We start from the raw sequence: 23,419 nt of genomic DNA on the forward strand, positions 1-23,419 counted from the left end.
AGGAGTCGAGCGGACGAAACCGGGCAAACGGCGCCTTGGGAGAAGCGCCGTTCCAGTTTCCATTCATTGACGTGATGCATGTCGTCGTCCCTGAACCGGGAACCGACTTCTGGGCGACATGCACTGCTTTCATGTGAACGATGCCAATTTGCCATCGCGCGATTGATTAATCCAACGAATGTTTTTAATCTCTAGCATCAACATCAATGATAGGTTGGACCGATGAAAGCGCCGCTCGACCTCGATCAGTTGCAAACCTTCATCTCGATCGCCGACACTGGCAGCTTCACCCGCGCGGCTGAGGAGGTGCATCGGACACAGTCGGCAGTGTCGATGCAGATGCGGCGGCTGGAGGAGCGGATCGGCAAGCCGTTGTTCGAAAAGGACGGCCGCACCAACAAGCTGACCGAGGAGGGCGAAAGGCTGCTTGCCTACGCGCGGCGGCTGATCCATCTCAACCGCGAGACTTTGGCCGCCTTCGACGACCAGCGGCTCGAAGGCACGATCCGCATCGGCACGCCGGACGATTATGCCGACCGCTTCCTGCCCGAGATCATGGCGCGCTTCTCGCGCTCCAACCCGCGCGTCGAACTGACGGTCGTCTGCGAGCCGACGCCAGGGCTGGTCGAGCACATCAAGCGCGGCAATCTCGACCTGGCGCTGGTGACGCATAACGATACGCGCGGCCAGTCGGAAGTGGTGCGGCGCGAGCCGCTTTTGTGGGTGACGTCCGCCAACCATGCCACACATGAGCAGGAAACCCTGCCTATGGCGTTCGGCCGGCCGAACTGCATCTGGCGGCGCGCGGCGGTCGACGTGCTCGACCGGCAGAACCGCGAGTATCGCGTGCTGTTCTCCAGCTTCTCGGCCACGGTGATCACCGCGGCCGTGCTTTCCGGCCTGGCGGTCTCGGTGCTGCCGGAATGCGCGCTTCGGCCCGGCATGCGCGTGCTCGGCGAGGCCGACGGCTTCGGCCAGTTGCCGGACTGCCGCATCGGCATCATGCGCGGCCAGACCTCGCAACCGGAGATCGTCGACGCTTTGGCCCGTCACATTGCCGAAAGCCTCGACAACATTTCCATGCCGCTCGGCGAGGAGGCGGGTAGCTTCGACTTCGCCGCCCTCGCCTTCGCCAAGATGAAGCGGGTCAAGGCGAACCAGATCATGCCTGGCTGGTAGAGTCAGCCGCGAGCGGCGGAACGTTCCCGGTCGGCAGGTGAAACACCCGGCAGCGCAAGCAATTGGCCGGGCTCCAGCGGCGGCGACAGCAGATAGCCCTGCAACTGGCGGCAGCCCATGCCGACCAGCAAGGCCTTTTGTGCATCGGTCTCGACGCCTTCCGCGGTTACCTCGACCTTGAGCGCCTGCGCCAGCTCGATCAGTGTCTTGACGATTGCGCGCGCGCTTTCGTCCTCGTCGAGCAGATGCACGAAAGAGCGGTCGATCTTCAACTTGTCGATCGCCTGGCGGCGCAGATAGCTCAGCGAGGAATAGCCGGTGCCGAAATCGTCGAGCACGATGCAGATGCCGGATTGGCGCAGCGCGGCAATCACCGTGCCGATCGTATCATTGTGCTCGAGCAGTACGCTTTCGGTGGTCTCAAGCTGCAGGCGACAGGGATCGAGCCCGGTTTCGCTCAGGATATCGGCGACCTGTCCGGCAAAGCCGATGTCACGCAGCTGCATCGGCGAGATGTTGACCGCAATCCAGGGTAATTCGGTCCCGGCGGCAAAGCGGCAGGCTTCGCCCAGCGCCCATTTGCCCAAATCGCCGATGAGGCCGCGCTCTTCGGCGATGGCGATGAATTGCGCCGGCGGCAAAGCGCCGTGCACGTCATGGCCCCAGCGGATCAGCGCTTCGGCCCCCAGTATCGCGCGGCCGTCGGCCGCGAAAACCGGCTGATAGGCGAGCTTGATGCCACCTTCGCCCTCAAGCGCCTTGCGGAGTTCCGATTCGACCTTGCGCTTGCGCAACAAGAGATCGTCCATGTCGCCGGCAAACAGCTCGTAGCGGCCACGACCGTTCTTCTTGGCCTCGTAAAGCGCGATGTCGGCCTTGCGCAACAGCTCGTCCGCGTCGATGTCCGATCCAGACGACAGCGCGATGCCGACGCTCGCGCTGACGAAGACCTGGTCGTCGATCAGCCGGAACGGCTCACGCAGCTTCAAGAGCAGCCTTTCGGCGATGTCCTCGGCACTTCCGACGTCGGGAACGTCAAGCAGGATGACGGCGAATTCGTCACCGCCCAGCCGCGCGACGGTATCGACTTCGCGGATCGTATGCTTGAGCCGCGCCGCCGTCTGGCGCACGAGCTCGTCACCGGCCGGATGGCCGAGCGTGTCGTTGATATGCTTGAAGCGGTCGAGGTCGAGGTAAAGCAGCGCGACGCGCGTCTTGTCCCTGCTGGCGAACAGCAGCGTGCGCCGCAAGCGGTCCTCGAACAGCGCCCGGTTGGGCAGGCCGGTGAGCGTGTCGTGGAAGGCGAGATATTGCGCCTGGTCCTGGCTGGTCTGCAGCGCGGTCGAGGCGCGACGCAAGCTGCTCAACAGGAACACCAGCACGCCGCCCGCCAACAGCAGCGCGATCGCCAAGGCAGGAGCGATCTCGCGCACCAGAGCAAGGCCGGGCCGCAGCTGGTCCCAGCCGATATAGCCGAGGATGACGCCGCGCGAATCAACCAGCGGCACGGCGGCTGGGCCAGCCGGCTGTGACAAAGGCACCAGCCGCGCGCCATCAAGCAGGTACTTTCCGGCGATCTTGCCGATCACCGCGTCATTGATGAATTCGACCGACACATGCAGATATTCGGTGCCTTGCGCCTGGCTGATCCTGTCCGAGCTCGGCAGGAGCGGCGCGACGCTGACGATCGCTGGCGCGCCATCGAGGGATACCAGATCCTCGGCCACCATCTTCGCAGGCTGGCCGTACGCATCGGTCTGCGGCGGCCCAGCCAGCATGCGACGCAGTTTTTCGATGATTGGAAGAAGCGTGGGCTGGTCCTCGCCATAGGCGGAAGCGTCGACCACCTTGCCCTCGCGCATGGCGTGGATCGCATGATTGGCGGCGTCGAGAATATAGACCCGGTTGTGACCATAATAGGTGTACATCCAGACACTGAGATTCTCTTCGATCCAGGTCTGGTTGCCTGCCCTCACATTGATGATCGCGTCATCCCAGACCGAAACGCTTTCCTGCTCCCGCTGAACAGACGCAATCTGGTCATTCAAACCATCGGCGATGAACATCTTTTGTCGTACGAGCGAGGCATCATCGGCCTGGCTGGCCGCGTAGAAGCCGAAGCCCACGACGATGGCTAAAGCGAAAGTGGCGAGCGTCAGCACGGTCAGCGTGACCTGACGGGTCAACGGGCTGCTGTTTTGGCGTACGCTCATCAGGTCCCCGGCCGGCTCTTCTGGGCCTGTCAAAGCAAATCGGGCTTAAGATCGCGTTATGATATTAGCGCGGTTTCGCCGCGCTTGACGCGGGCCGATAAGCGTTCCCCAATCGCGCAATGAGTGAAACAGCAACCGAATCACGCAGCAACGCCACCGAATATACGGTGAGCGAGATTTCCGGCGCGCTGAAGCGCACTGTCGAGGACGCCTTCGGCAATGTGCGGGTGCGTGGCGAGATTTCCGGCTATCGCGGCCCGCATTCGTCCGGCCATGCTTACTTCGCGTTGAAGGACGACCGCGCGCGGATCGATGCGGTGGTCTGGAAGACCACCATGGCGCGGCTGAAGTTCCGCCCCGAGGAAGGCATGGAGGTGATCGCCAGTGGCAAGCTGACCACCTATCCCGGCAAATCCAACTACCAGATCGTTATCGACAATCTGGAGCCGGCGGGCGCCGGCGCGCTGATGGCGCTGCTCGAAGAGCGCAAGCGCCGGCTGCAGGCCGAAGGCCTGTTCGATGCCGGCCGCAAGCGTCGGCTGCCTTTCATGCCCAAAGTCATCGGCGTCGTCACCTCGCCGACGGGCTCGGTGATCCGCGACATCATCCACCGCATCAAGGACCGGTTTCCGCTTCATGTGCTGGTGTGGCCGGTGAGGGTCCAAGGCGACACGACGGCCAAGGAGGTGACCGCGGCCGTCAACGGCTTCAATGCGCTGACATGGGACGGACCCATCCGCCAACCCGATCTGTTGATCGTGGCACGCGGCGGCGGCAGCCTCGAGGACCTCTGGGGCTTCAACGACGAAGGGCTGGCGCGGGCGGTGGCGGCGTCCGCCATCCCGGTGATCTCGGCCGTCGGCCATGAGACCGATACGACGCTGATCGACTTCGTCGCCGACATGCGCGCGCCGACGCCGACGGGCGCGGCCGAGATCGCCGTGCCGGTCAGGGCGGATCTGGAGGCTACCTTGGCCAGCCTTGCCGCGCGGCTCAACGCCTGCGCCTCGCGGCATCTGGAACGCAAGCGCCAGGCGGTGCGCGCCGCGGCGCGCGCGCTCCCCTCGCCCGACCAGTTGCTAGCGCTGCCGCGCCGCCGTTTCGACGATGCGACCAGCCGCCTCGGTCGCGGGCTGACGGTGAATATCGAGCGCAAGCGGGCGACGCTGGAGCGGCAAAGGCTGACGCCGGCAACCCTGTCGCGGCGCCTCAATGAAGCGCGCACGCTGACCGGCCGCGATATTGCGCGGGCGCGAGCCGCGTTCTTCGCCATCGTGCGCGAAAGGCGCACGCGGTTCAAACGCACGGCGGCAAGGCTGTCGCCGGCGCCGATCGTGCGGCGCCAGAAGCAACAGGCCGACACGCTGGCAGCGCTGTCGCGCAGGCAAGATCAGGCGACGGCGCGGCGCCTCGACCGGCTGCGCTCGGCTCTTACCCAGGCGGACCGGCTGCTTTCAACATTGTCGCACAAGGCCGTGCTGGCGCGCGGCTTCGCGCTGGTCAAGGATGCCGAAGGCGCCGTCATCAAGCGGGTCGCGGAGCTGGCGCCGGGCGCGGCGCTGCAGCTGGAATTCGCCGACGGCACTGCCGAGGCCATCGCAACCTCCGGCGGGGCGCGGCCGAAGCTGGCCGGAAAATCGCCCGCCAAGGCCAAGGAGCCAGGCAATCAGGGTTCGTTGTTCTGAGGTCTGAATGAGCGACCACGACCCGCATCTTCGCACCCCGTCGGGCAAGCCGCGCCTGCGCTCGTTCGGTATCGCGCTCGATGGCACGCCGGGCCTTTTCAACGCCATCACCGACGTGCCGGGCGTGTCGGTGGGCTACACGACGCTGATTTCAGGCGACGGCCCGTTGCAGGTCGGCACCGGACCGGTGCGCACCGGCGTGACCGCGATCCTGCCAAGGCCGGCTCAGGAACTCGCGACGCCGGTGTTCGCCGGCGTGTTCAGCCAGAACGGCAATGGCGAGCTGACCGGAACGCATATCATCGAGGAAACCGGCGCCTTCAATTTCCCGGTCACCATCACCAACACGCATTCCTGCGGCGTGACCCGCGATGCCACCTTGCGCTGGATGCATCGCGTCTTGCCGGCTGCGCTCGATAGCGGCTGGGGCCTGCCAGTGGCGGCAGAGACCTATGACGGCTTCCTCAACGACATCAACGGCCATCATGTGAGCGTCGACCATGTGACCGCAGCACTCGACAGCGCCAGCGGCGGCGCCATCGAGGAAGGCAGCGTCGGTGGCGGCACCGGCATGATAAGCTTCGGCTTCAAGGCCGGATCCGGCACCGCCTCGCGCATCGTCGGATGGCGGGACCGGCGCTACACGCTTGGTGTCTTCGTGCAGGCGAATTTCGGCAAAAGGCACAATTTCACCATTCGCGGCCGGCGTGTCGGCCCCGAATTGGCCCAGCCGGCCATCCGCGAGGGCGCGCCGCGCGCCGAAAAGGGTTCCATCATTGCCATCATCGCCACCGACGCGCCGTTGCTGCCGCATCAGATGAAGCGGCTCGCCCGGCGCGTGCCGCTCGGCATTGCCGTGACCGGGGGCTATGGCTATCACAGTTCTGGCGATATTTTTCTCGCCTTCTCGACCGCCAATGCCGAGGCCGCGCTGGCGCCTTCAGGCCGCATCGCCCGCGCGGAATTCATCCCGGACGTCGACATCGACCCGTTCTTCGACGCGGTCGTGCAAGGCGTGGAGGAAGCGATCCTCAACGCATTGGTTGCCAATGCGGATATGACTGGGCGCGACGGCAATTTCGTGCCGGCGCTGCCGAAGGAATGGCTGGAGGAAAAATTCGGCTGAGAAACGGCGCCGCCGGCCCGTGGCAGGCCGGGGTTTATTCCGGTTTGTCCGGGTTGATTTCGCTGCTGCCCTCTTCAACGGCTTCCTCGAGGCGCGACGCGATCAATTCCTGGATGTCGCCGACCTCTTCCTGGATGTCCTCCAGCAGAATGCCTGCCTCGGCGGCCTTGGCGCAGCATTCCTTGGCAAGGGTCTCGGCCTGCTTGTCGATCTTGATCGGCAAATGCTGGCATTGGACTTTCTCGCCAATCCAGCCGCGCAAGAACTCGATCGCATGTTCACTCATACTGCTTTTTCCCTAGCGGCAAAGCCGGTTGGTCGTCATGAACGTCCGCATCCCTGCAAAGGATGCATGCTCCATTCGAGCCGAGTCGGCCTCGACCGGCAAGACACCTTGTCCATGGGACAATATATCTCGCCCTAGAGACAAGAGAGCTTGCCCATGGTCCGCGGAGCCGAAGGAATGGAAGGGTTCAAGGTGCACGTTCAGATCATCGAGAGTGATGGTACCGTTGGCTGGGATCGAACCAGCGACCTCCGGATCCACAATCCGGCGCTCTAACCAGCTGAGCTACAACGGCCTGCCTGCCTGAGCTGGATCGAGGTGAAAGCTTCATTCTCCGTGATCCGCTCTGTCGTTCGGCGATGCGTCAAATACGGGCTATCGGATTCTAATTCAAGGGCCTTGATAAGGTAAACGATTGGTTTCCTCATTCGCCTTTCGTCAAGGCAAAAGAAAAGGCCGGCGGGAGGAGGTGCCGGCCTTTTCCTGTTACGAGCCAGCGGGAGGAGGTGCTGGCTGGTCACCCCGGAAATGGAGGGAGGAGGTTCCATTTCCGGGTATCTGATTGCTCAACCTATCGCACGACTATTTGTCTGACGAAATGCGACGTTTTGATGCATCGCAAGGTTGTGCGCTGAAATCAGGCGGCCTTGACGTCCTTCATCGCCTTCTCGAAGGCGCTCTTGACCGGCTTGGAGACGTCCTCGACCGCCTTGGTGGCAACGGTCTGGAACTCCTTGGCCTGCTCAACGGCCATTTCGACGCGCTTGCGCAGGAAGGAGGTCTGCAGCTCGACGACTTCCGAAAGGGTCTTGGCGCCGACCAGGGCTTCGAGGTGCGAGAAGCTGGCCTCAGCATTGGCGCGCAGCGCGGCGATGGTCTTCAGCGAAACGTCGCTGGAAACAGTCTTGGCGGTCTCGTAGGTCGACTCCAGAACCTTCTGGGTCTCCTCGGCGCCGGTCTTCAGCTTGGCATAGGCTTCCTTCGACTGCTCGACGCCCTTCTCGGCGAAGGCGCGGATCTGGTCGGTGGCCTTGGAAGCATCAAAGCTCGGGAATTCGACGTTTTCGATGGTCTCGGCGGATTTGGCAGTGGTCTTGGACATTTTCCAACCTTTCGCGGCAGCGGCTTTGACAGAAAGCCGTCTCGTTCATGTATGATGGCAATATAACGGATTTTTTGTGCATTGCAATATCTTTGCTGCACCGCACCATAAAAATCTTTCCCCTGCGTCAGCCACGAGAGCCGTTAACCAAGAGCCCAGAGATTTCGACCGATGCAAGCTTAGGCTTGTGGACCTCCGGGCCGCGGGCTTTTATTAACAAAGCGTTAACTGAAAAATGCCCGCTCCGGAGGGTTGGCCAGCGCATGCCGCCTGAAAACTACTCCTTCCTCGACGTTGCCGTGCTCGACGCGGTGCGCCAGCGCTTTGCCGCGGGCGATGCTTTGGCCATTTTGTCCGTCGACCTCGAACAGGTGATCTGGGCGAATGGTCCGGGGGCGTCGGCCTTCGGCTATCCGGATATCGAGGCCATCATCGGCGCCTCGGCGCGGCTGCCGCTGATCGCCCGCCGGCAGATCATGGCGACCAGCGGTTTTCCCGACATCGGCAGCGACCGCGCCGTCACGGTGAGGCTGGCCACCGGCATGGAAAGCCGCGCCGTCGGCTTTCTGGCCAGCGCAGTGACGATGCCGGACGGCGAGGCGGCAATCATGCTGGCGGTGCCGGCGGCACAGACCACTTCGCGCAGCGCCGTCGAGATCGCCAGCCGCGCCATCGGCGGCTTTACCGAGGCCGGACATTTCATTGCCTTTGTCGACGCGCAAGGCGGGGTCGAGGCATCCTCGGACGGCTTTGCGGCGCTTGGCATCGAGCCGCGGACGTTGGCTGCCCTGGTTGCGGATGTGGCAAGCAGCGGCGACCGTATCGTCAAACGCCTCGTGCCGGGCACCGACACCGCCTACCCGGCCGGTTTTGCGCGGCTCACCGATACGCGGCACCTGCTGGTGGTGATCGACGAGGCGCAACTCGACGACTCCGATAGCGGCCGGGACGATCGGGCGGCCGCCGGCCAAGGCGATCGGACCGGCGATCAGGGAATTGCGGCGCCAGAGGCGGTCAGCGCCCCGCCCCAAGGTGAAAGCGCGGCAATCGAGCCCGAGTCTCAGCCTGCCCAGGACAACCCAGTGCCTACCGTGGCGGCCGGCAAAGAGGACGAGCCGGCGACAGAGGCTCCCGACGGCGACGCACAGCCCGACGCGGAGGGCCGGACCTTGGCCGGCCAGCGGCCCACCCGGACAGACCATCAGGCCGCCGACGCCGGCGCCGGCCAGCACGACCATTGGTATTTCAACGCCGGCGACGATGGCGCCGGGCATGCTCAACCGGCAGCGCCGGCGAAGGACGAGCCGGAAGGTGCCGCCGCAGCCGAAGGCCAAGATGCTGGCGAAGCCGCTGCACGCGAAACTGCCAAATCAGCCCAGCCGGGCCTGTCGCGCGACATCGACCGGTCGGCGCCCCCATTGCGCTTCGTCTGGCGCACCGATGCCGAAGGTCGGTTCAGCGCGCTGTCGCCCGAATTTGCCGACATCGTCGGCCAGCCTGCCGCCGATGTGATCGGCCGCCGCTTCAAGGATGTCGCCGCCACTTTCGGCCTCGACGCCTCGGGCGAGATCGCAGGCCTGCTCGACCGGCGCGATACCTGGTCCGGCCGCTCGGTACTGTGGCCGGTGGCCGGAACGGGTCTGAAGATCCCCGTCGATCTGGCGGCCCTGCCCGTCTACGGCCGCAGCCGCGCCTTCGAGGGTTTTCGCGGCTTTGGCGTCGCGCGCAGCGCCGACGCCGTGGTCGATCCGGAAGCGCTTGGCATGGCTCTGGTGCCGAATGCCGCTCCTGCCAGGGCCACCTCCGGCGGGGCCGACGCGTCGGGCGATCAGCCGGCAGAGCAGACGCCTCTGGAAAAGCCAAGGCCCGAAGACCCCTTCCGGGGCGAAGTGCCGGCGCTGACCATCGTGCCGAAGCCGGAGCGACGCTTTGCCGACAAGGTGATAAGGCTGGCCGAGCATCGCCAGCCGGCCAGCGACAAGCAACCGGGAAGCGACACGCCGGCAAATCACAAGGGCCTGTCGATCCTCGAGCGCAGCGCCTTCCGCGAGATCGGCGAGCGGCTGCGCAAGGACAGTTCCGCCCCTGCCGAGGAACGCGCCCCCGAAGCCGACAAGCGGCTCGATGCCGCTGTTGCCAGCGAGGACGCGGTAACGGTGAAGGAAGCGGCCAGCGAAACAAGGGCCGTCGCAAACCAGCCGCTTCCACCCGATGCGGCGGAGCACGACGATTCCGCCCAGGGCGCGACCTTGTCCGCGCCCTCGGAAGCCGACGACGCAAAGGCCGCGGAAGCGGAGACCGAGGCGGAGGACCAGGACGATCTGGCGCGGCTCGACGGCATCGATGGCGCCGCCGAGATAGACGACGCCGGCCTGGCCGAGACCTCGGCCGGTTCCGGCTCGCTGCTCAACTTTGCCGATGGCGAGAAACCCACGGAAGACGCCGGCGTCGCGCCGGTTTCCCAGAACGAGCAAGCAGAGGGCGCCCGGGAGGACGCCGAACCTGCTGCCGCGAAGCCGCAGCGGCCCGTCGAAGAGCCTGCGGCGCTGCCTGTCGCGGCCGGGCAGCCCGCCTCCGATGCGACGGCCGACGATAGCATGACCGCCGACGACTTCCGCGATGTGCAGGACAATGAGGACTGGGCAGGCTCCGATACATATGCCGCCAAGACCGCGGAAGAACAGCCGGAAGAACTGGACGCGACAGCCGCGACGCGGCGACGCCTCGACGTGCCGCCGCTTAAACTTTCCGGTTTTGTGCCGTCCGCGTTTTCGACCGGAGAGGAAGCCAAGGCACCCGACACATCCATCCTCGCACGGCTGCCGGTGCCGCTGCTCATCCATTCGGGCGACATGCTGCATTATGCCAATGACGCCTTCCTCGAACTCACCGGCTATGATGCGCTGGACGACCTCGCGGATGCAGGCGGCCTGGGCGCGCTCTTCGCCGATTCCTATGCCGAGGACACCGCGACGGACGAAAGCGATCACTCGCTGAAGCTCAAGACCCGCCAGGGCATGGAATTCCCGATCGACGCGCTGCTGCGCTCGGTGCCGTGGCGCGGCGGCAAGGCGCTGATGCTGGTGGTGCGGCGTTCCGGCGAGGACGATGCGGCGCATTTCACCGCCGCGAATGACGAGCCGGCGCTGCAGCCGGACGTGCCGGAACTGAAATCGCGCATTGCGGAGATGCGCACCATCATCGATACCGCCACCGACGGCGTCGTGCTGATCGGCCGCGACGGGAACATCCGCTCGATCAGCCGGCCGGCCGAAGCGCTGTTTGGTTTCGACAGCGACGAGGTCGCGGGCAAGCCCTTTGCCTCGCTGTTTGCCATAGAAAGCCAGCGCGCGGCGCGCGACTATCTGGCCGGGCTTTCGGAGCCGGGTGTCGCGAGCGTGCTCAATGACGGCCGCGAGGTCATCGGCCGCGAGGCGCAGGGGCGTTTCATCCCGCTGTTCATGACCATCGGCAGGCTGCCCAACGACAGCGGCTTCTGCGCCGTCGTGCGCGACATCACGCAATGGAAGCGGGCCGAGGAAGACCTGACGCAGGCACGCGCAGTGGCCGAGCGCGCCTCCTCGCAGAAGACGGATTTCCTGGCCCGCATCAGCCACGAGATCCGCACGCCGCTCAATGCCATCATCGGTTTTTCCGAGCTGATGGTAGACGAGAAATTCGGTCCGATCACCAACGACCGCTATCGCGACTACCTGCGCGACATCAACCGCTCGGGCAACCATGTGCTCGACCTCGTCAACGACCTGCTCGACATCTCCAAGATCGAGGCCGGCCAGCAGGAGATGGATTACGAGGCGGTGTCGCTCAACGACACGCTGGCCGAGACGGTGGCGATGATGCAGCCTCAGGCCAATCGCGAACGGGTCATCATCCGCTCCAGCTTCGCCTCGCGGCTGCCGGAAGTGGTGGCGGATCTGAGAAGCGTGCGCCAGATCGCCCTCAACATCCTGTCCAACGCCATTCGCTACACCCAGGCGGGCGGCCAGGTGATCGTCTCGACCGCCTACGAAGCCTCGGGCGACGTCGTCATGCGCGTGCGCGACACCGGCATCGGCATGACCCAGGCCGAGATCGAGCAGGCGTTGAAACCGTTCAAGCAGATCAATGCGCTGAAGCGCGGACGCGGCGACGGCACCGGCCTCGGCCTGCCCCTCACCAAGGCCATGGTGGAGGCGAACCGCGCCCGCTTCGCCATCACCTCGACGCCAGGCGAAGGAACCCTAGTCGAGGTCGGCTTCCCCTCCACGCGCGTGCTCGCCGAATAACATTGCACGCGACAGCGACGGCCAAAAAAAAAGGCGTCCAAGAGGACGCCTTGAGAAATGGGATGCTGTCACAACGGGGGCTTGAGCAGAACCTCAGGGGACGAGGAACGGGATTTCTCCCTCAAGTTACACGCGACTATCAGCGTCGTCTCTTAACAAGTCCTTACCTGGCCGCGAAAAAATTTACGAATGTGTACCACCCGTGAAATCTAGGTAAATTCGCCGGACAGATTTCGTTAACCACATCGGTCAGCTTGCCAGCTGCGGCAGGTCGCGGAACAGCTCCAGCGCCTCGGGATTGGCGAGCGCTTCCTTGTTCTTCACGGCACGGCCGTGGACCACGTCGCGCACGGCGAGCTCGGTGATCTTGCCGGACTTGGTGCGCGGGATGTCGGCGACGGCGACGATCCTGGCCGGCACGTGGCGCGGGCTGGCGCCGGTGCGGATCCTGGCGCGAATGCGCTTTTCCAGATCCTCGTCCAGGGTCACGCCGGGGGCGAGCCGCACGAACAGCACGACACGGACATCATTGTCGAAATCCTGGCCGATGCAGAGCGCCTCGAGGATTTCCGGCATCTGCTCGACTTGGTTGTAGATCTCGGCCGTGCCGATCCGGACCCCGCCCGGATTGAGCGTGGCATCCGAGCGGCCGTGGATGACCATGCCGCCATGTTCCGTCCATTCGGCGAAGTCGCCATGGCACCAGACATTGTCGAAACGCTCGAAATAGGCGGCGTGATATTTCATGCCTTCGGGGTCGTTCCAGAAGCCGATCGGCATCGACGGGAAGGCCTTGGTGCAGACCAGCTCGCCCTTCTCCTGCCGGACAGGCTTGCCGTCGTCGTCCCAGACGTCGACCGCCAGGCCGAGGCCAGGACCCTGGATCTCCCCGGTCCAGACCGGCTCGGTCGGCACGCCGAGCACGAAGCAGGAGACGATGTCGGTGCCGCCCGAGATCGAGGCCAGGTGCACGTCCTTCTTGATGCCGTCATAGACGAAGCGGAAATCCTCCGGCGACAGCGGCGAGCCGGTGGAGGAGATGGTGCGCACGCTCGACAGATCGTGGCTCGCGATCGGCTTCAGACCGGCCTTGCGAACCGAATCGATGAATTTGGCCGAAGTGCCGAAATAGGTCATCTTCTCGGCATCGGCGAAATCGAACAGCGCATTGCCGTCCGGGTAGAAAGGCGAGCCGTCATAGAGCAGCAGCGTCGCGCCGGAGGCGAGGCCCGAGACCAGCCAGTTCCACATCATCCAGCCGCAGGTGGTGAAATAGAACAGGCGATCGCCGTCGAGCAGGCCGGCATGCAGCCGGTGCTCCTTGACGTGCTGGATCAGCGTGCCGCCGGCCGAATGCACGATGCATTTCGGAATGCCGGTCGTGCCCGAGGAAAACAGGATGTAGAGCGGATGCGCGAAGGGCAGCCGCTCGAAGCTCACGGGCTTTGCGGCAAAGGGCGAGAGCGCGTCTTCGAGCGCGGCTGCCTTGTCGATGGTTGCGGCGACGTCGCTCGAGGTGCCGAGATAGTCGACGATCAGCACCTTGCTCAGGCTTGCCAGCTTGTCGGCGACAGCGCGGATCTTGTCGGCCACCTCGATCGCCTTGCCGTTGTACCAATAGCCGTCCGGCGCGATGAAGACGACCGGCTCGATCTGGCCGAACCGGTCGAGCACGCCCTGCTCGCCGAAATCGGGAGAGCATGACGACCAGACCGCGCCGATCGAGCTTGCCGCCAGCATCGCGGCGATGGTCTCGGGCATATTCGGCATCATGGCGGCGACGCGGTCGCCGGCCTTGACGCCGAGCGACCGGAAGAGCTGCTGCAGGCGCGAGGTCAGCCCATGGAGCTCGTTCCAGGAGAGCCGCCGCTCGACCTTGTCCTCGCCGCGAAAGACGATCGCCTCGCCGGCGCCGGTCTTCTGCAACAGGTTCTCGGCGAAATTCAGCCTGGCGTCGGGGAAGAACGAGGCGCCAGGCATCCGCTCGCCGTCGACGAGGCGCCGCTCGCCCTTGTCGCCGACAAGCGCGCAGAAATCCCAGACCAGGTCCCAGAAGGCTTCGCGGTTGTCGATCGACCAGCGATGCAGTTCGGCATAACCGGAGAAAGCACGCGCAGCCTTTGCCTCCGCGGCCTTCATGAACGCGGTCATCGGCGCTGCGTCGATCCGCTCCTGCGTCGGGGTCCACAAAGGTGTGTCGGCGGCCATGATCGCTCCTCCCAAAGCGTCGCTTTCGAGCCAGTTAAGCCCAACGTCGCATATGCCATCGTCCCAGAAACGGCGTGCGATTGCGGATCGGGATCGTGCAGCCCGCTTATGCATATTGCGGCGCAGCAGAGCAAGATTTTGTTCGGGCGACCCATGGCGGCTGCTGTGCAAATGCCATCGCAAGGCCATAAAGACTTGAAAAGCGTCGGCGCTCGGTTACACCCGTCGGGCGATTTGTCGGCAACGAAAGCATACGGGGCGAAATGCGATCATCTCTGATCCGGCGCGGGGTGTGGGCGATCGGCGTTGCCGTGCTCGTCATCGCGCTCGCGGTCGCGGCGCTGCCGCTGATTGCCTCGACCCGCATCGTGCGCGACCGCATCGCCTGGGAATTGAGCGCCTGGAGCGGCTTCAGGGTCACGATCGACGGGTCGCCGCGCATTGAGGTATGGCCGAAATTCCGGGCCATCCTCAGTGACGTGACGCTGTCGCAATGGACCGAGACCGAAGCGCCGCCAGTGGTCGAGGCCGATCGCGTGGAAGTCGATCTCTCCGCCATGGCGGCCTTGCAGGGCAACGTCGCCTTCTCGACCGCCAGGCTGGTGCGCCCGACGATCAGGGTGCAGCGCACCGCCAGCGGCTTCTATCTGCCGCCGCTTCCGACCGGCGGGCGCATCACGCGCTCGATCGACACCGCGCGCGGCGTGGTCACCGCCAACCCGCAGAAGCCGGATCTCGGCAAATTGCCGTCCGATCCGTTCGGCACCGTAGAATTCCGCGATGGTCGTGTGGTGACTTCGGTCGACGGTAAGGACATCGAAATCCTGAGCAGCCTGAGCGGCCAGGTGAACTGGGAAGCGATGAACAGCGAGGCGTCGCTGACCGCGAGCGGAATCTGGCGCGGCGAAAGCATGCAGCTCGATTTCTCCTCGGCGAAACCGCTGGTGCTGTTTGGCGGAGGGGCGGCACCTGTCACCCTCTCCTTCAAGGCCGCGCCCGCGACATTCTCCTTCGACGGTACGGCCTCGATGTCCGACAACGCCTATCTGGACGGCCAGGCGAAGTTCGCCGCCCCGTCGCTGCGGCGCGTGCTGGAGTGGTCGCAGGCAGGGATCGCGCCGGGTGCCGCGATCGGTGCGGTCTCGATCGCCAGCAAGGTGAACGCCTCGGCAGGGCGCGCGAAATTCGAGAACACCACGGTCACGTTCAACAACAACCCGGGCATGGGCGCGCTGGATTTCTCCGTCGCCGAGGGGAGCCCGGTGATTGCCGGCACGCTCGCCTTCGACACGCTTGATCTCAGATCTTTCCTGTCGGCTTTCACGCCTATCGCGCCGACCGGCGAGTCCGGCCCCGGCGATATCGACACCAGCTTCGCCGACCGCATCAATCTCGACCTCAGGCTGTCGGCGGCGCATGCCATGGCGGGGCCGGTCCAGCTCGCCGACGTCGCGGCGACCGCGCAGGTCAAGAACGGTCTTGCCGTCTTCGACATATCCGACGCGTCGGCCTTCAACGGCAACATCCAGAGCAGCCTGCGCTTCGACCGCAAGCCGGAAGGCACGCAGGTCGAGATGCGGCTCCTGGCATCGGACGTAGATACGGGAGCCTTTGCCACGGCGGCGGGAATGACGCGGCTGGTGCCGGCCAGCACCGGGACCGTATCCGTCATCCTCAAGGGACCGGGCAAGGCCTGGAATTCCATCTTCGAGAATGCCGACGGATCGTTCTCGGCGACGTTCGGTCCGGGCACTATCAACGGGCTCGACCTGCCGGCCTTCCTCAAGCGCAACCAGCAAGGCGGTTTCTTCGCGCTCGACGACGTCGCCAATGGATCGCTGCCGATCGACGGCGCCGAGATCAAGGCAAGTATTTCGAAGGGCGTGGCGCGCCTGGACAAGGCCGAGATCAATTCGCAGAAATACAAGATCTGGCTGTCCGGCATCGCCTCCTATGTCGGCCGCGGGCTGGCGCTCTCGGGCGGAGTGGTGCCCAACGGACAGCCGGCGCAGCAGCCCCAGCAGGCCAACAGTCAGGCGGCCAGCCCGGCTCCCGCGCCGCCGAGCCAGCCGCTGTTCTTCGTCGGCGGCAACTGGAGCGCGCCGTTCATATCGCCGATCGCTCCCGGCGTTTCAGGCCAGTAAATGCGATGGACGCAAAGCGTCCCCGCTTCTCGTCACGCTCAACCGCGCTGCGCGGCCTGCTCGTCGAGCTGGCGCTGGATCTCGCGCCGCTTGTTGGCGATCGAGGCGATGATGACGCCGACCGCCACCACCGCGATCAGGATGGTGCAGGCGGCGTTGATCTCGGGCGTCACGCCGAGGCGCACCTGGCTGTAGATCTTCATCGGCAGCGTGGTGGCGCCGGGACCCGAGGTGAAGCTCGCGATGACCAGATCGTCCAGCGAGAGCGTGAACGCCAGCATCCAGCCGGAGATGATCGCCGGCAGGATGACCGGCAAGGTGATCTGGAAGAAGGTCTTTACCGGCGGCGCGCCGAGATCCATCGCCGCCTCCTCCAGCGAGCGGTCGAACGTGACCAGCCGCGACTGCACGACGACGGCGACGAAGCACATGGTGAAGGTGATGTGGGCGAGCGTCACCGTGACGAAACCGCGGTCGAGCCCGACGGCGACGAAGAGCAAGAGCAGCGAGAGGCCCGTTATGACTTCCGGCATGACCAGCGGCGCGAAGACCATGCCCGAGAAGAGCACACGTCCCTTGAAGCGCGTGTAGCGCGTCAGCGTGATGGCGGCGAGCGTGCCCAGCACGGTGGCGACGGTTGCGGAGATGACGCCGACGCGCGCCGTTACCCAGGTGGCGTCCATCAGGCCCTGATTGTGGAACAGCGACACGTACCATTTGGTAGAAAAGCCGCCCCAGACGGTGACGAGCTTGGACTCGTTGAAGGAAAAGACGATCAGAAGCACGATCGGCAGATAGAGGAAGGCAAAGCCCAGCACGATCGAGGCGATGTTGAAGCGGCTCCAGGTCGAGTTCATCTGCCCTGCTCCTGTGCCTTGGCCTGAGCCTGCTGAAAGAACATAATCGGGATAGTCAGCACCAGCAGCAGGATGACGGCCACCGCCGACGAGACCGGCCAGTCGCGGTTGGAGAAGAACTCGTTCCAGAGCGTCTTGCCAATCATCAGCGTCTGCGAGCCGCCGAGAAGGTCGGGGATGACGAACTCGCCGACGGCCGGGATGAACACCAGCAGGCAGCCGGCGACAACGCCTGGCAGCGACAGCGGGAAGGTGATCTTCCAGAAGGCGCCGGTCGGCGGACAGCCGAGGTCCTGCGCGGCCTCGATCAGCGAATAGTCCATCTTCTCCAGCGAGGAATAGAGCGGCAGCACCATGAAGGGCAGGTAGGAATAGACGATACCAATAAAGATGGCTGTGTAGGTGTTGAGGATTACCAGCGGCTCGCTGATCAAGCCGGTGGCGAGCAGAACCTGATTGAGCAGGCCCTCGGGTTTCAGGATGCCGATCCAGGCATAGACGCGGATCAGGAACGAGGTCCAGAAGGGCAGGATCACCAGCATCAGCAAGGTCGGGCGGATCGTGGCTGGCGCCCGCGCCATGCCATAAGCGATCGGATAGCCGACGATCAGTGTGAGTATCGTCGAGATTCCCGCGATGACCAGGCTCGTCACATAGGCGTTGAAATAGAGCGCGTCCTGAGTGAGCCAGGTGTAGTTATTGAAGTTGAGCTCGCGGACGGCGGCGAAAAATCCCGAAAAGCCGTCCTTGAAGCCGAGCACCGGCGTATAAGGGGGCATCGAGATCGCCGTTTGAGACAGCGAGATCTTGAACACGATGACGAAGGGAACAAGGAAGAAGAACAGCAGCCAGAGATAGGGGACGATGATGACCAGGCGGTTGACGAAGCCTGTCGCCAGCCTCGCCGGCAGTGTTGCGGTTTCGGTTGATCGGGCGGCGGTCGCTGCGATATCCGTCATCTCAGCCTCCTACCTGGTCAACACGACGCCGGCATCGGGCCGGAAGGAGACCCAGGCGCGATCGTTCCAGGTGAGCGGATCCTCGGTGATGCGCGAGGCGTTCAACGCGCTTGCCCGCACCATCTGGCCGTCGTCAAGCTTGATATGATAGACGGTCATGTCGCCGAGATAGGCGACGTCGTAGACCTCGCCTTCGAGCGCGTTGACGGCATCGGCCGGCTTTTTCGAGGAGACCTTGATCTTCTCCGGCCGGATCGCGAAGACGATGTCGGAGCCGGCAGCGGCGTTGCTGCCATTGTCGACGACGATCTGCGCTCCTGTCGCGCCGGTGATGCGCGTGGTGCTTATCATATGTTCAGCAACCTTGCCTTCGAACATGTTCACATTGCCGACGAAATGCGCAACGAAGCGCGAGGCCGGCGCCTCGTAGATCTCGGCAGGCGTCGCGACCTGCATCACCTCGCCCTTGTCCATGATGGCGATGCGGTCGGCCATGGTCATGGCCTCCTCCTGGTCGTGGGTGACGACGACGAAGGTGAGGCCGAGCTCCTGCTGCAGGTCCATCAGCTCGAACTGCGTTTCCTCGCGCAGCTTCTTGTCCAAAGCGCCGAGCGGCTCGTCGAGGAGCAGAACCTTCGGGCGCTTGGCGACCGAGCGGGCAAGCGCCACGCGCTGGCGCTGGCCGCCCGAGAGCTGGTGCGGCTTGCGCTTGGCGAACTGCTCGAGCTTGACGAGCTTCAGCATCTCGGCCACGCGCTTTTCGATATCGGGTCCAGGCATGCCCTCCTGCTTGAGGCCGAAGGCGATGTTCTTTTCCACCGTCATATGCGGGAACAGCGCGTAGGACTGGAACATCATGTTGACCGGCCGCTTGTAGGGCGGGATGCCGCGCAAATCCTGTCCGTCGAGGAGGATGCGGCCCGCCGACGGCTCCTCGAAGCCGGCGAGCATCCTGAGCAGGGTCGACTTGCCGCAGCCGGACGCGCCGAGCAGGGCGAAGAATTCGCGCTCGAAGATGGTCAGCGACAGGTTGTTGACGGCGGTGAAATCGCCGAACTTCTTGGTCACCTTGTCAAACTGGATATAAGGCTTGGCGTTCGGGTCGTTCCAAGGCGAGAAATCCCTGCGGATGCTGCCAAGCGATTTCATGGTCCCCACTCCGTTACTTTCTTAAATTCCCCAAAAGAATACGACCCCGGCAGTTGGCTGCCGGGGTCGTGTCTCTATGCTTACTGGCCGGTGACGATCTTGGTCCAGGTGCGCGTGATGATGCGCTGTGTCTTGGGATCGTATGGCGCAACCGTGTACAGCTTCTTCATCGTCTCTTCGTCCGGATAGACCGCAGGATCCTCCAGGATCGCCTTGTCGATGAACTGCTGCGAGGCTTTGTTGCCGTTGGCGTAGAGCACGTAATTCGACGATTTGGCGATGACTTCGGGCGTCATCATGTAGTTGATGAACTCAAGCCCCTCGGCGACATGCGGGGCGTCCGCGGGGATCGCCATCTGGTCGAACCACATCTCGGCGCCTTCCTTGGGCACCGAATAGCCGATCTCGACGCCCTGCTTGGCTTCCACGGCGCGGTTGCGCGCCTGGAAGACGTCGCCCGACCAGCCGATCGCGAGGCAGATGTCGCCATTGGCCAAGGCGTTGATGTATTCGGACGAATGGAACTTGCGGACATAGGGCCGCACCTTCAGCAACGCCTCCTCGGCCTTGGAGATGTCATCGGGAGAGGTGCTGTTGGGATCGAGGCCGAGATATTTAAGCGCCGCGGGAATGATGTCGGTGGGAGAGTCCAGCACATAGACGCCGCAATCCTTCAGCTTGGCCAGCTTGTCGGGATTGAAGAAGACGTCCCAGCTGTCGATCTTGTCGGTGCCGAGCGCGGCCTGCACCTTCTTGACGTTATAGCCGAGGCCGACCGTGCCCCACATGTAGTTGACCGAATATTCGTTGCCCGGATCGTATTTGGCGGTACGCTCGGAAATGACATCCCACATGTTGGAGATGTTGGGCAGCTTCGACTTGTCGAGCTTCTGGAACACGCCTGCCTGGATCTGGCGCGCCAGGAAGTTGGCGCTCGGCACGACGACGTCATAACCACTGCCGCCGGCAAGCAGTTTCGTCTCCAGGATCTCGTTGGAATCGAAGGTGTCATAAACGACCTTGATGCCGGTCTTCTTGGTGAAGTCGTCGATGATCGAGCTATCGATATAGTCCGACCAGTTGTAGACGTTGACGACGCGGTCTTCGGCGTGGCCGCTTATTGTGAAAAGCGTCAGAAATGCCGACGTCGCCGAAAGCCAAAGCGCTTTGCGGATCATGGTGTTCTCCTTTGGTGGGTGTTCCCTTGCCGGCTCGTCGCGATATGGCGGGGCGGCTTTGGTTTGAGAGTATTGAGCTTTCCGGAGAGCGACAAGCGTGAACTCTCCACGCAAGGCTCGGTAACGGCATCAGGGTTCGAGACATTTTGGCCTCCCCGGCGAGGCACCCGGGCGGCGTCAACGGCATTCACCGTGGCGTATTGAGAGCTATGACGATGCAGTCCGGTCCTGAGCGGGCCGGCGGAGACACTTGGCAAGATACGCCTGTCTTGTTGTTGCCGTAGTTGCAGCCTGCCCGCCCGGCAACTGGGTTGTCAATGGGGGAAGGCTGCCTAAAGCGCGTCACGCTGAAAGGGATTCAGGCGAAGCGCTTTAAGTCTTTGTTTTGATGCATGTCGCTCTCCCAAAACCGCTGCGCACTTTTGGGCGACATGCATTAACGTCAATTGGGCGACGGCAGGCCGGTTACGCCGGGACGTGCAGGCCGCGCCTGTCGCTTGAACTCCAGACCGATGTGGACGAGCAGTGCCGTGACGACGACCGCACCGCCGATGATGGTGCGCACCGACGGCACTTCGGAATGGACAAGCCAGACCCAGATCGGCCCAAGGATCGGCTCGAAGGTGCCGAGCAGCGCCGCGATCGCCGCCGGCACCAGCCGCGCGCCCATGGCGAAAAAGGCGAGGCCGACGCCAAGGTTGATGACGCCAAAGGCGAAGAGGAAGCCCATGTCCCGCGCCGAGACCGCGAATGCCGAGGCTTGGGAAGCGGCGAACGCACCGGCAAGCAGCGCGCCGAGACAGGTGGCCGGCACCATGCGCACATGGGCAAAGCGCCGGGTGATCACGGTCGCGAGCGAAAACATCACCGCGATCAGCAGCGCTAGGCCGTCGCCGATCGGCGAGACGGCGCCGCCCAGGGATTCGGAAACCATGATGGCGACGCCGGCGATGACGGCGGCGATCGCGATCCAGGTGGCCGGAGCGACCCGTTCGCGAAACAGCAGCCAGGCAAGGAGCGCCGCAAGCAGCGGCACGCCGGCCTGCATCAGGAGGATGTTGGCGACCGTGGTGTAGGCAAGCGCCACCACGAAGCTGGTCGAAGCGGTGGCGAAGCAGAAGGCGACGCCAAGGCCTGGCAGTCCCATGTGTCGAAAGAGCTTCAGGGTGCCGCGCGAGCCGTCGCGCCACAGCATGAAGGCGATCAGAAAGGCCACGGCCCACAGCGAACGCCAAAGCACCACGGTCCAGCTGTCGCCGACATGGATGAAACGGGCGATGGCGCCGCCGAAGCTCCACATAAGCGCCGAAAGGAAGACCAGGAGCATGCCGATCCGCTCCTCGCGCGGCGAGACGGCTGGCAAGGCGGCGCGGGGCGAGGCGGTATCGGTCATGGACATGACTGTCAGCGGGTTGCGTTCGATGCAGCAAGGACAACAAGACTTGTGTTTTAGACGACAGAACTGTGCCCCAGAAAGAATTATGCCTCAATCGCGTAGCGCAAAGACGCCGGCTCGGCGTGATCCAGCACCCGGCGAGACTTAGGACACATCCGCCGATGTCATCCTTGAAAATCGAAGGCGCTGAGGCCCGTCACCATCTCGTCGAGGCCGAGCGGGCGTGTCACCGGCGGCTCGGCGCGCGCCAGGCAGCCGACGCGCTCGCAAAGCCTGCAGGCGGGGCCTACCGGCGTAGCAAAGCCTTGCCCGGGCTTGCCGGCGGCTGCGGCCGGCAACGCCGCGCCATAGACGATATCGTCGCGAAAACCGATGTCGCAGCCTAGCAGGAGCGCGGTGCGGCGCGGCCGTTCGGAGAAGGCGCCCTGCGGACCTTCCAGCGTGCGGGCGATGCAGAGGAATTCGGCGCCGTCCGGCATCTCGACCGCTTCGACGAGGATCTGGCCGGGCTGCGAGAACGCCGCATGGACGGGAAGCTTGGGGCAGCCGCCGCCGAAGCGGCTCTGCGGATAGCCCTGGCTGCCGGCCTTGCGGAAGCGGTTTCCGGCATTGTCGACTTCCAGCATGAAGAACGGCACGCTCGCCGCGCCCGGCCGCTGCAGCATGGTCAGTCGATTGGCCGCCTGCTCGAAGGAGACGCCGAAACGGGAACGCAGGACGTCGATGTCGTAACGGCCGCGAACGGCGGCGGCATGGAAAGCCTGATAGGGCATCATTAGCGCATGCGCGGCATAGCGGCCGAGCTCGAAGCGAGCGAGCCGGCGGGCCTCGTCGGTACCGAGCTTCAGCGCCTGGATCTCAGCCGCGATGGCTACCGACATGCGTATGAGGCTCGCCTCCATCGCGACTTCGCGCAATTGGTCGAAAGGCGACAGCCGCTCGGACAGGAAGAGACGCTGCGAATGGCGATCGTAGCGGCGGCGCCAGTTGGGCATGGTGGCGACCGGCAGCACCTTGACGACGATGCCGTGCTCGCGCCTCAGCCAGGCTTTGAGCGCGCCGAACAGATCATCACCGGGCTCGAGGACCGATGTGAAAGCCTCCGCCTCCTCCTCCAGAGAAGCGAAGTGGTTCGGCCGGCGCTCGAACACTTCGTGGACTTCGTCGGCAGGCAGGCGCGCGCCGGACAGCGCGGTTGCCCTGCCCTCCTTGGCCAGAAGCTGGTTGAGATCGGACAGGCGCTCGGCCTGCTCGCGATAGGCGCGAAAGAGCTTCACCATCGCCGCCGAGGCATTCGGCGCCGTCTCGGCAAGATCGATCAGTTCCTGATCGCCGGGCAGCTCGCCGGCAAGAAGCGGATCGCTGAAGGCCTCGCGCAATGCCGCGATCGAACCTTTTGTCTCGCCCTGCAGTTCGTGCGGATCGACCTTGTAGACGGAGGCGAGCTTGAGAATGAGCTGCACCGTCAGCGGCCGCTGGTTGCGCTCGATCAGGTTGAGATAGGAAGGCGAGATGCCCAGCCCTTCGGCCATCGCCGTCTGGGTCAGGCTCCTGGCGTTGCGCAGCCGGCGCAGCCGCGGCCCGGCGAAGATCTTCTGGTCGGCCATCCCTGCCATCCTTGACAAGAATTTACATGAACGTCGAGTGCGGT

At 64.2% G+C, this 23,419-nt stretch carries 15 protein-coding genes and 1 tRNA gene; 5 read left to right on the forward strand and 11 right to left on the reverse strand.

The window, feature by feature from the left end; genetic code table 11:
* Window positions 1-222: 222 nt before the first annotated feature.
* On the forward strand, window positions 223-1,179 hold the full coding sequence (locus LB552_RS12255; protein ID WP_224605857.1) for a LysR substrate-binding domain-containing protein: 957 nt from the start codon (window positions 223-225) through the stop codon (window positions 1,177-1,179).
* 2 nt (window positions 1,180-1,181) lie between these two features.
* On the opposite strand, the gene LB552_RS12260 is transcribed toward LB552_RS12255, so the two are convergent.
* Window positions 1,182-3,392, reverse strand: a complete 2,211-nt coding sequence (locus LB552_RS12260; RefSeq protein WP_224605859.1) for an EAL domain-containing protein — start codon at window positions 3,390-3,392, stop codon at window positions 1,182-1,184.
* Between the two features lie 119 nt (window positions 3,393-3,511).
* Between LB552_RS12260 and xseA the strand changes: the two genes are divergently transcribed.
* Window positions 3,512-5,077 carry an exodeoxyribonuclease VII large subunit gene (gene xseA / locus LB552_RS12265; RefSeq protein WP_224605862.1) on the forward strand — a complete coding sequence of 522 codons (1,566 nt, stop codon included), beginning with the start codon at window positions 3,512-3,514 and terminating at the stop codon, window positions 5,075-5,077.
* A gap of 7 nt (window positions 5,078-5,084) precedes the next feature.
* Window positions 5,085-6,203: a P1 family peptidase gene (locus LB552_RS12270; protein ID WP_224605865.1), complete on the forward strand. Its 1,119-nt coding sequence runs from the start codon at window positions 5,085-5,087 to the stop codon at window positions 6,201-6,203.
* A 34-nt stretch (window positions 6,204-6,237) separates the two neighbouring features.
* Here the strand turns inward: LB552_RS12270 and LB552_RS12275 are convergent, their stop codons facing one another.
* From LB552_RS12275 to LB552_RS12285, 3 genes are all read right to left on the reverse strand, one after another.
* Window positions 6,238-6,489, reverse strand: coding sequence for a hypothetical protein (locus LB552_RS12275; RefSeq protein WP_224605866.1), 252 nt, complete (start codon window positions 6,487-6,489; stop codon window positions 6,238-6,240).
* A gap of 218 nt (window positions 6,490-6,707) precedes the next feature.
* A tRNA-His gene (locus LB552_RS12280) sits at window positions 6,708-6,784 on the reverse strand.
* 342 nt (window positions 6,785-7,126) lie between these two features.
* Window positions 7,127-7,591: a phasin gene (locus tag LB552_RS12285; RefSeq protein ID WP_095769951.1), complete on the reverse strand. Its 465-nt coding sequence runs from the start codon at window positions 7,589-7,591 to the stop codon at window positions 7,127-7,129.
* Between the two features lie 263 nt (window positions 7,592-7,854).
* Between LB552_RS12285 and LB552_RS12290 the strand changes: the two genes are divergently transcribed.
* On the forward strand, window positions 7,855-11,877 hold the full coding sequence (locus tag LB552_RS12290) for a PAS domain S-box protein (protein ID WP_224605869.1): 4,023 nt from the start codon (window positions 7,855-7,857) through the stop codon (window positions 11,875-11,877).
* Between the two features lie 249 nt (window positions 11,878-12,126).
* On the opposite strand, the gene LB552_RS12295 is transcribed toward LB552_RS12290, so the two are convergent.
* Entirely contained in the window at window positions 12,127-14,085 is a 1,959-nt protein-coding gene (locus LB552_RS12295) for an acetoacetate--CoA ligase (RefSeq protein ID WP_224605871.1), read from the reverse strand.
* 263 nt (window positions 14,086-14,348) lie between these two features.
* Between LB552_RS12295 and LB552_RS12300 the strand changes: the two genes are divergently transcribed.
* Entirely contained in the window at window positions 14,349-16,229 is a 1,881-nt protein-coding gene (locus tag LB552_RS12300) for an AsmA-like C-terminal region-containing protein (protein WP_224605889.1), read from the forward strand.
* A gap of 38 nt (window positions 16,230-16,267) precedes the next feature.
* On the opposite strand, the gene LB552_RS12305 is transcribed toward LB552_RS12300, so the two are convergent.
* The 6 genes from LB552_RS12305 to LB552_RS12330 all read right to left on the reverse strand — a co-directional run bounded on the left by LB552_RS12305 (window position 16,268) and on the right by LB552_RS12330 (window position 23,375).
* A complete protein-coding gene (locus LB552_RS12305; RefSeq protein WP_224605893.1) occupies window positions 16,268-17,086 on the reverse strand; it encodes an ABC transporter permease in 819 nt (272 codons plus the stop codon).
* Window positions 17,083-18,045, reverse strand: coding sequence for an ABC transporter permease subunit (locus LB552_RS12310; RefSeq protein WP_224605896.1), 963 nt, complete (start codon window positions 18,043-18,045; stop codon window positions 17,083-17,085). The genes LB552_RS12305 and LB552_RS12310 overlap by 4 nt, the downstream gene beginning before the upstream one ends.
* A 9-nt stretch (window positions 18,046-18,054) precedes the next feature.
* A complete protein-coding gene (locus tag LB552_RS12315) occupies window positions 18,055-19,194 on the reverse strand; it encodes an ABC transporter ATP-binding protein (protein WP_224605913.1) in 1,140 nt (379 codons plus the stop codon).
* Between the two features lie 80 nt (window positions 19,195-19,274).
* Window positions 19,275-20,372: a polyamine ABC transporter substrate-binding protein gene (locus tag LB552_RS12320; protein ID WP_224605916.1), complete on the reverse strand. Its 1,098-nt coding sequence runs from the start codon at window positions 20,370-20,372 to the stop codon at window positions 19,275-19,277.
* 442 nt (window positions 20,373-20,814) lie between these two features.
* Entirely contained in the window at window positions 20,815-21,765 is a 951-nt protein-coding gene (locus LB552_RS12325; protein ID WP_224605971.1) for a DMT family transporter, read from the reverse strand.
* A gap of 167 nt (window positions 21,766-21,932) precedes the next feature.
* Window positions 21,933-23,375, reverse strand: a complete 1,443-nt coding sequence (locus tag LB552_RS12330; protein WP_224605920.1) for a short-chain fatty acyl-CoA regulator family protein — start codon at window positions 23,373-23,375, stop codon at window positions 21,933-21,935.
* Window positions 23,376-23,419: the final 44 nt, after the last annotated feature.

It is taken from the genome of Mesorhizobium sp. CA7 (assembly GCF_020165015.1).
GTDB lineage: Bacteria > Pseudomonadota > Alphaproteobacteria > Rhizobiales > Rhizobiaceae > Mesorhizobium.

Coding starts and splice junctions, on each gene's coding strand:
- LB552_RS12255 (WP_224605857.1), top strand. CDS start 223: ATGAAAGCGCCGCTCGACCTCGATCAGTTGCAAACCTTCATCTCGATC.
- LB552_RS12260 (WP_224605859.1), bottom strand. CDS start 3,392: ATGAGCGTACGCCAAAACAGCAGCCCGTTGACCCGTCAGGTCACGCTG.
- xseA (WP_224605862.1), top strand. CDS start 3,512: ATGAGTGAAACAGCAACCGAATCACGCAGCAACGCCACCGAATATACG.
- LB552_RS12270 (WP_224605865.1), top strand. CDS start 5,085: ATGAGCGACCACGACCCGCATCTTCGCACCCCGTCGGGCAAGCCGCGC.
- LB552_RS12275 (WP_224605866.1), bottom strand. CDS start 6,489: ATGAGTGAACATGCGATCGAGTTCTTGCGCGGCTGGATTGGCGAGAAA.
- LB552_RS12285 (WP_095769951.1), bottom strand. CDS start 7,591: ATGTCCAAGACCACTGCCAAATCCGCCGAGACCATCGAAAACGTCGAA.
- LB552_RS12290 (WP_224605869.1), top strand. CDS start 7,855: ATGCCGCCTGAAAACTACTCCTTCCTCGACGTTGCCGTGCTCGACGCG.
- LB552_RS12295 (WP_224605871.1), bottom strand. CDS start 14,085: ATGGCCGCCGACACACCTTTGTGGACCCCGACGCAGGAGCGGATCGAC.
- LB552_RS12300 (WP_224605889.1), top strand. CDS start 14,349: ATGCGATCATCTCTGATCCGGCGCGGGGTGTGGGCGATCGGCGTTGCC.
- LB552_RS12305 (WP_224605893.1), bottom strand. CDS start 17,086: ATGAACTCGACCTGGAGCCGCTTCAACATCGCCTCGATCGTGCTGGGC.
- LB552_RS12310 (WP_224605896.1), bottom strand. CDS start 18,045: ATGACGGATATCGCAGCGACCGCCGCCCGATCAACCGAAACCGCAACA.
- LB552_RS12315 (WP_224605913.1), bottom strand. CDS start 19,194: ATGAAATCGCTTGGCAGCATCCGCAGGGATTTCTCGCCTTGGAACGAC.
- LB552_RS12320 (WP_224605916.1), bottom strand. CDS start 20,372: ATGATCCGCAAAGCGCTTTGGCTTTCGGCGACGTCGGCATTTCTGACG.
- LB552_RS12325 (WP_224605971.1), bottom strand. CDS start 21,765: ATGACCGATACCGCCTCGCCCCGCGCCGCCTTGCCAGCCGTCTCGCCG.
- LB552_RS12330 (WP_224605920.1), bottom strand. CDS start 23,375: ATGGCCGACCAGAAGATCTTCGCCGGGCCGCGGCTGCGCCGGCTGCGC.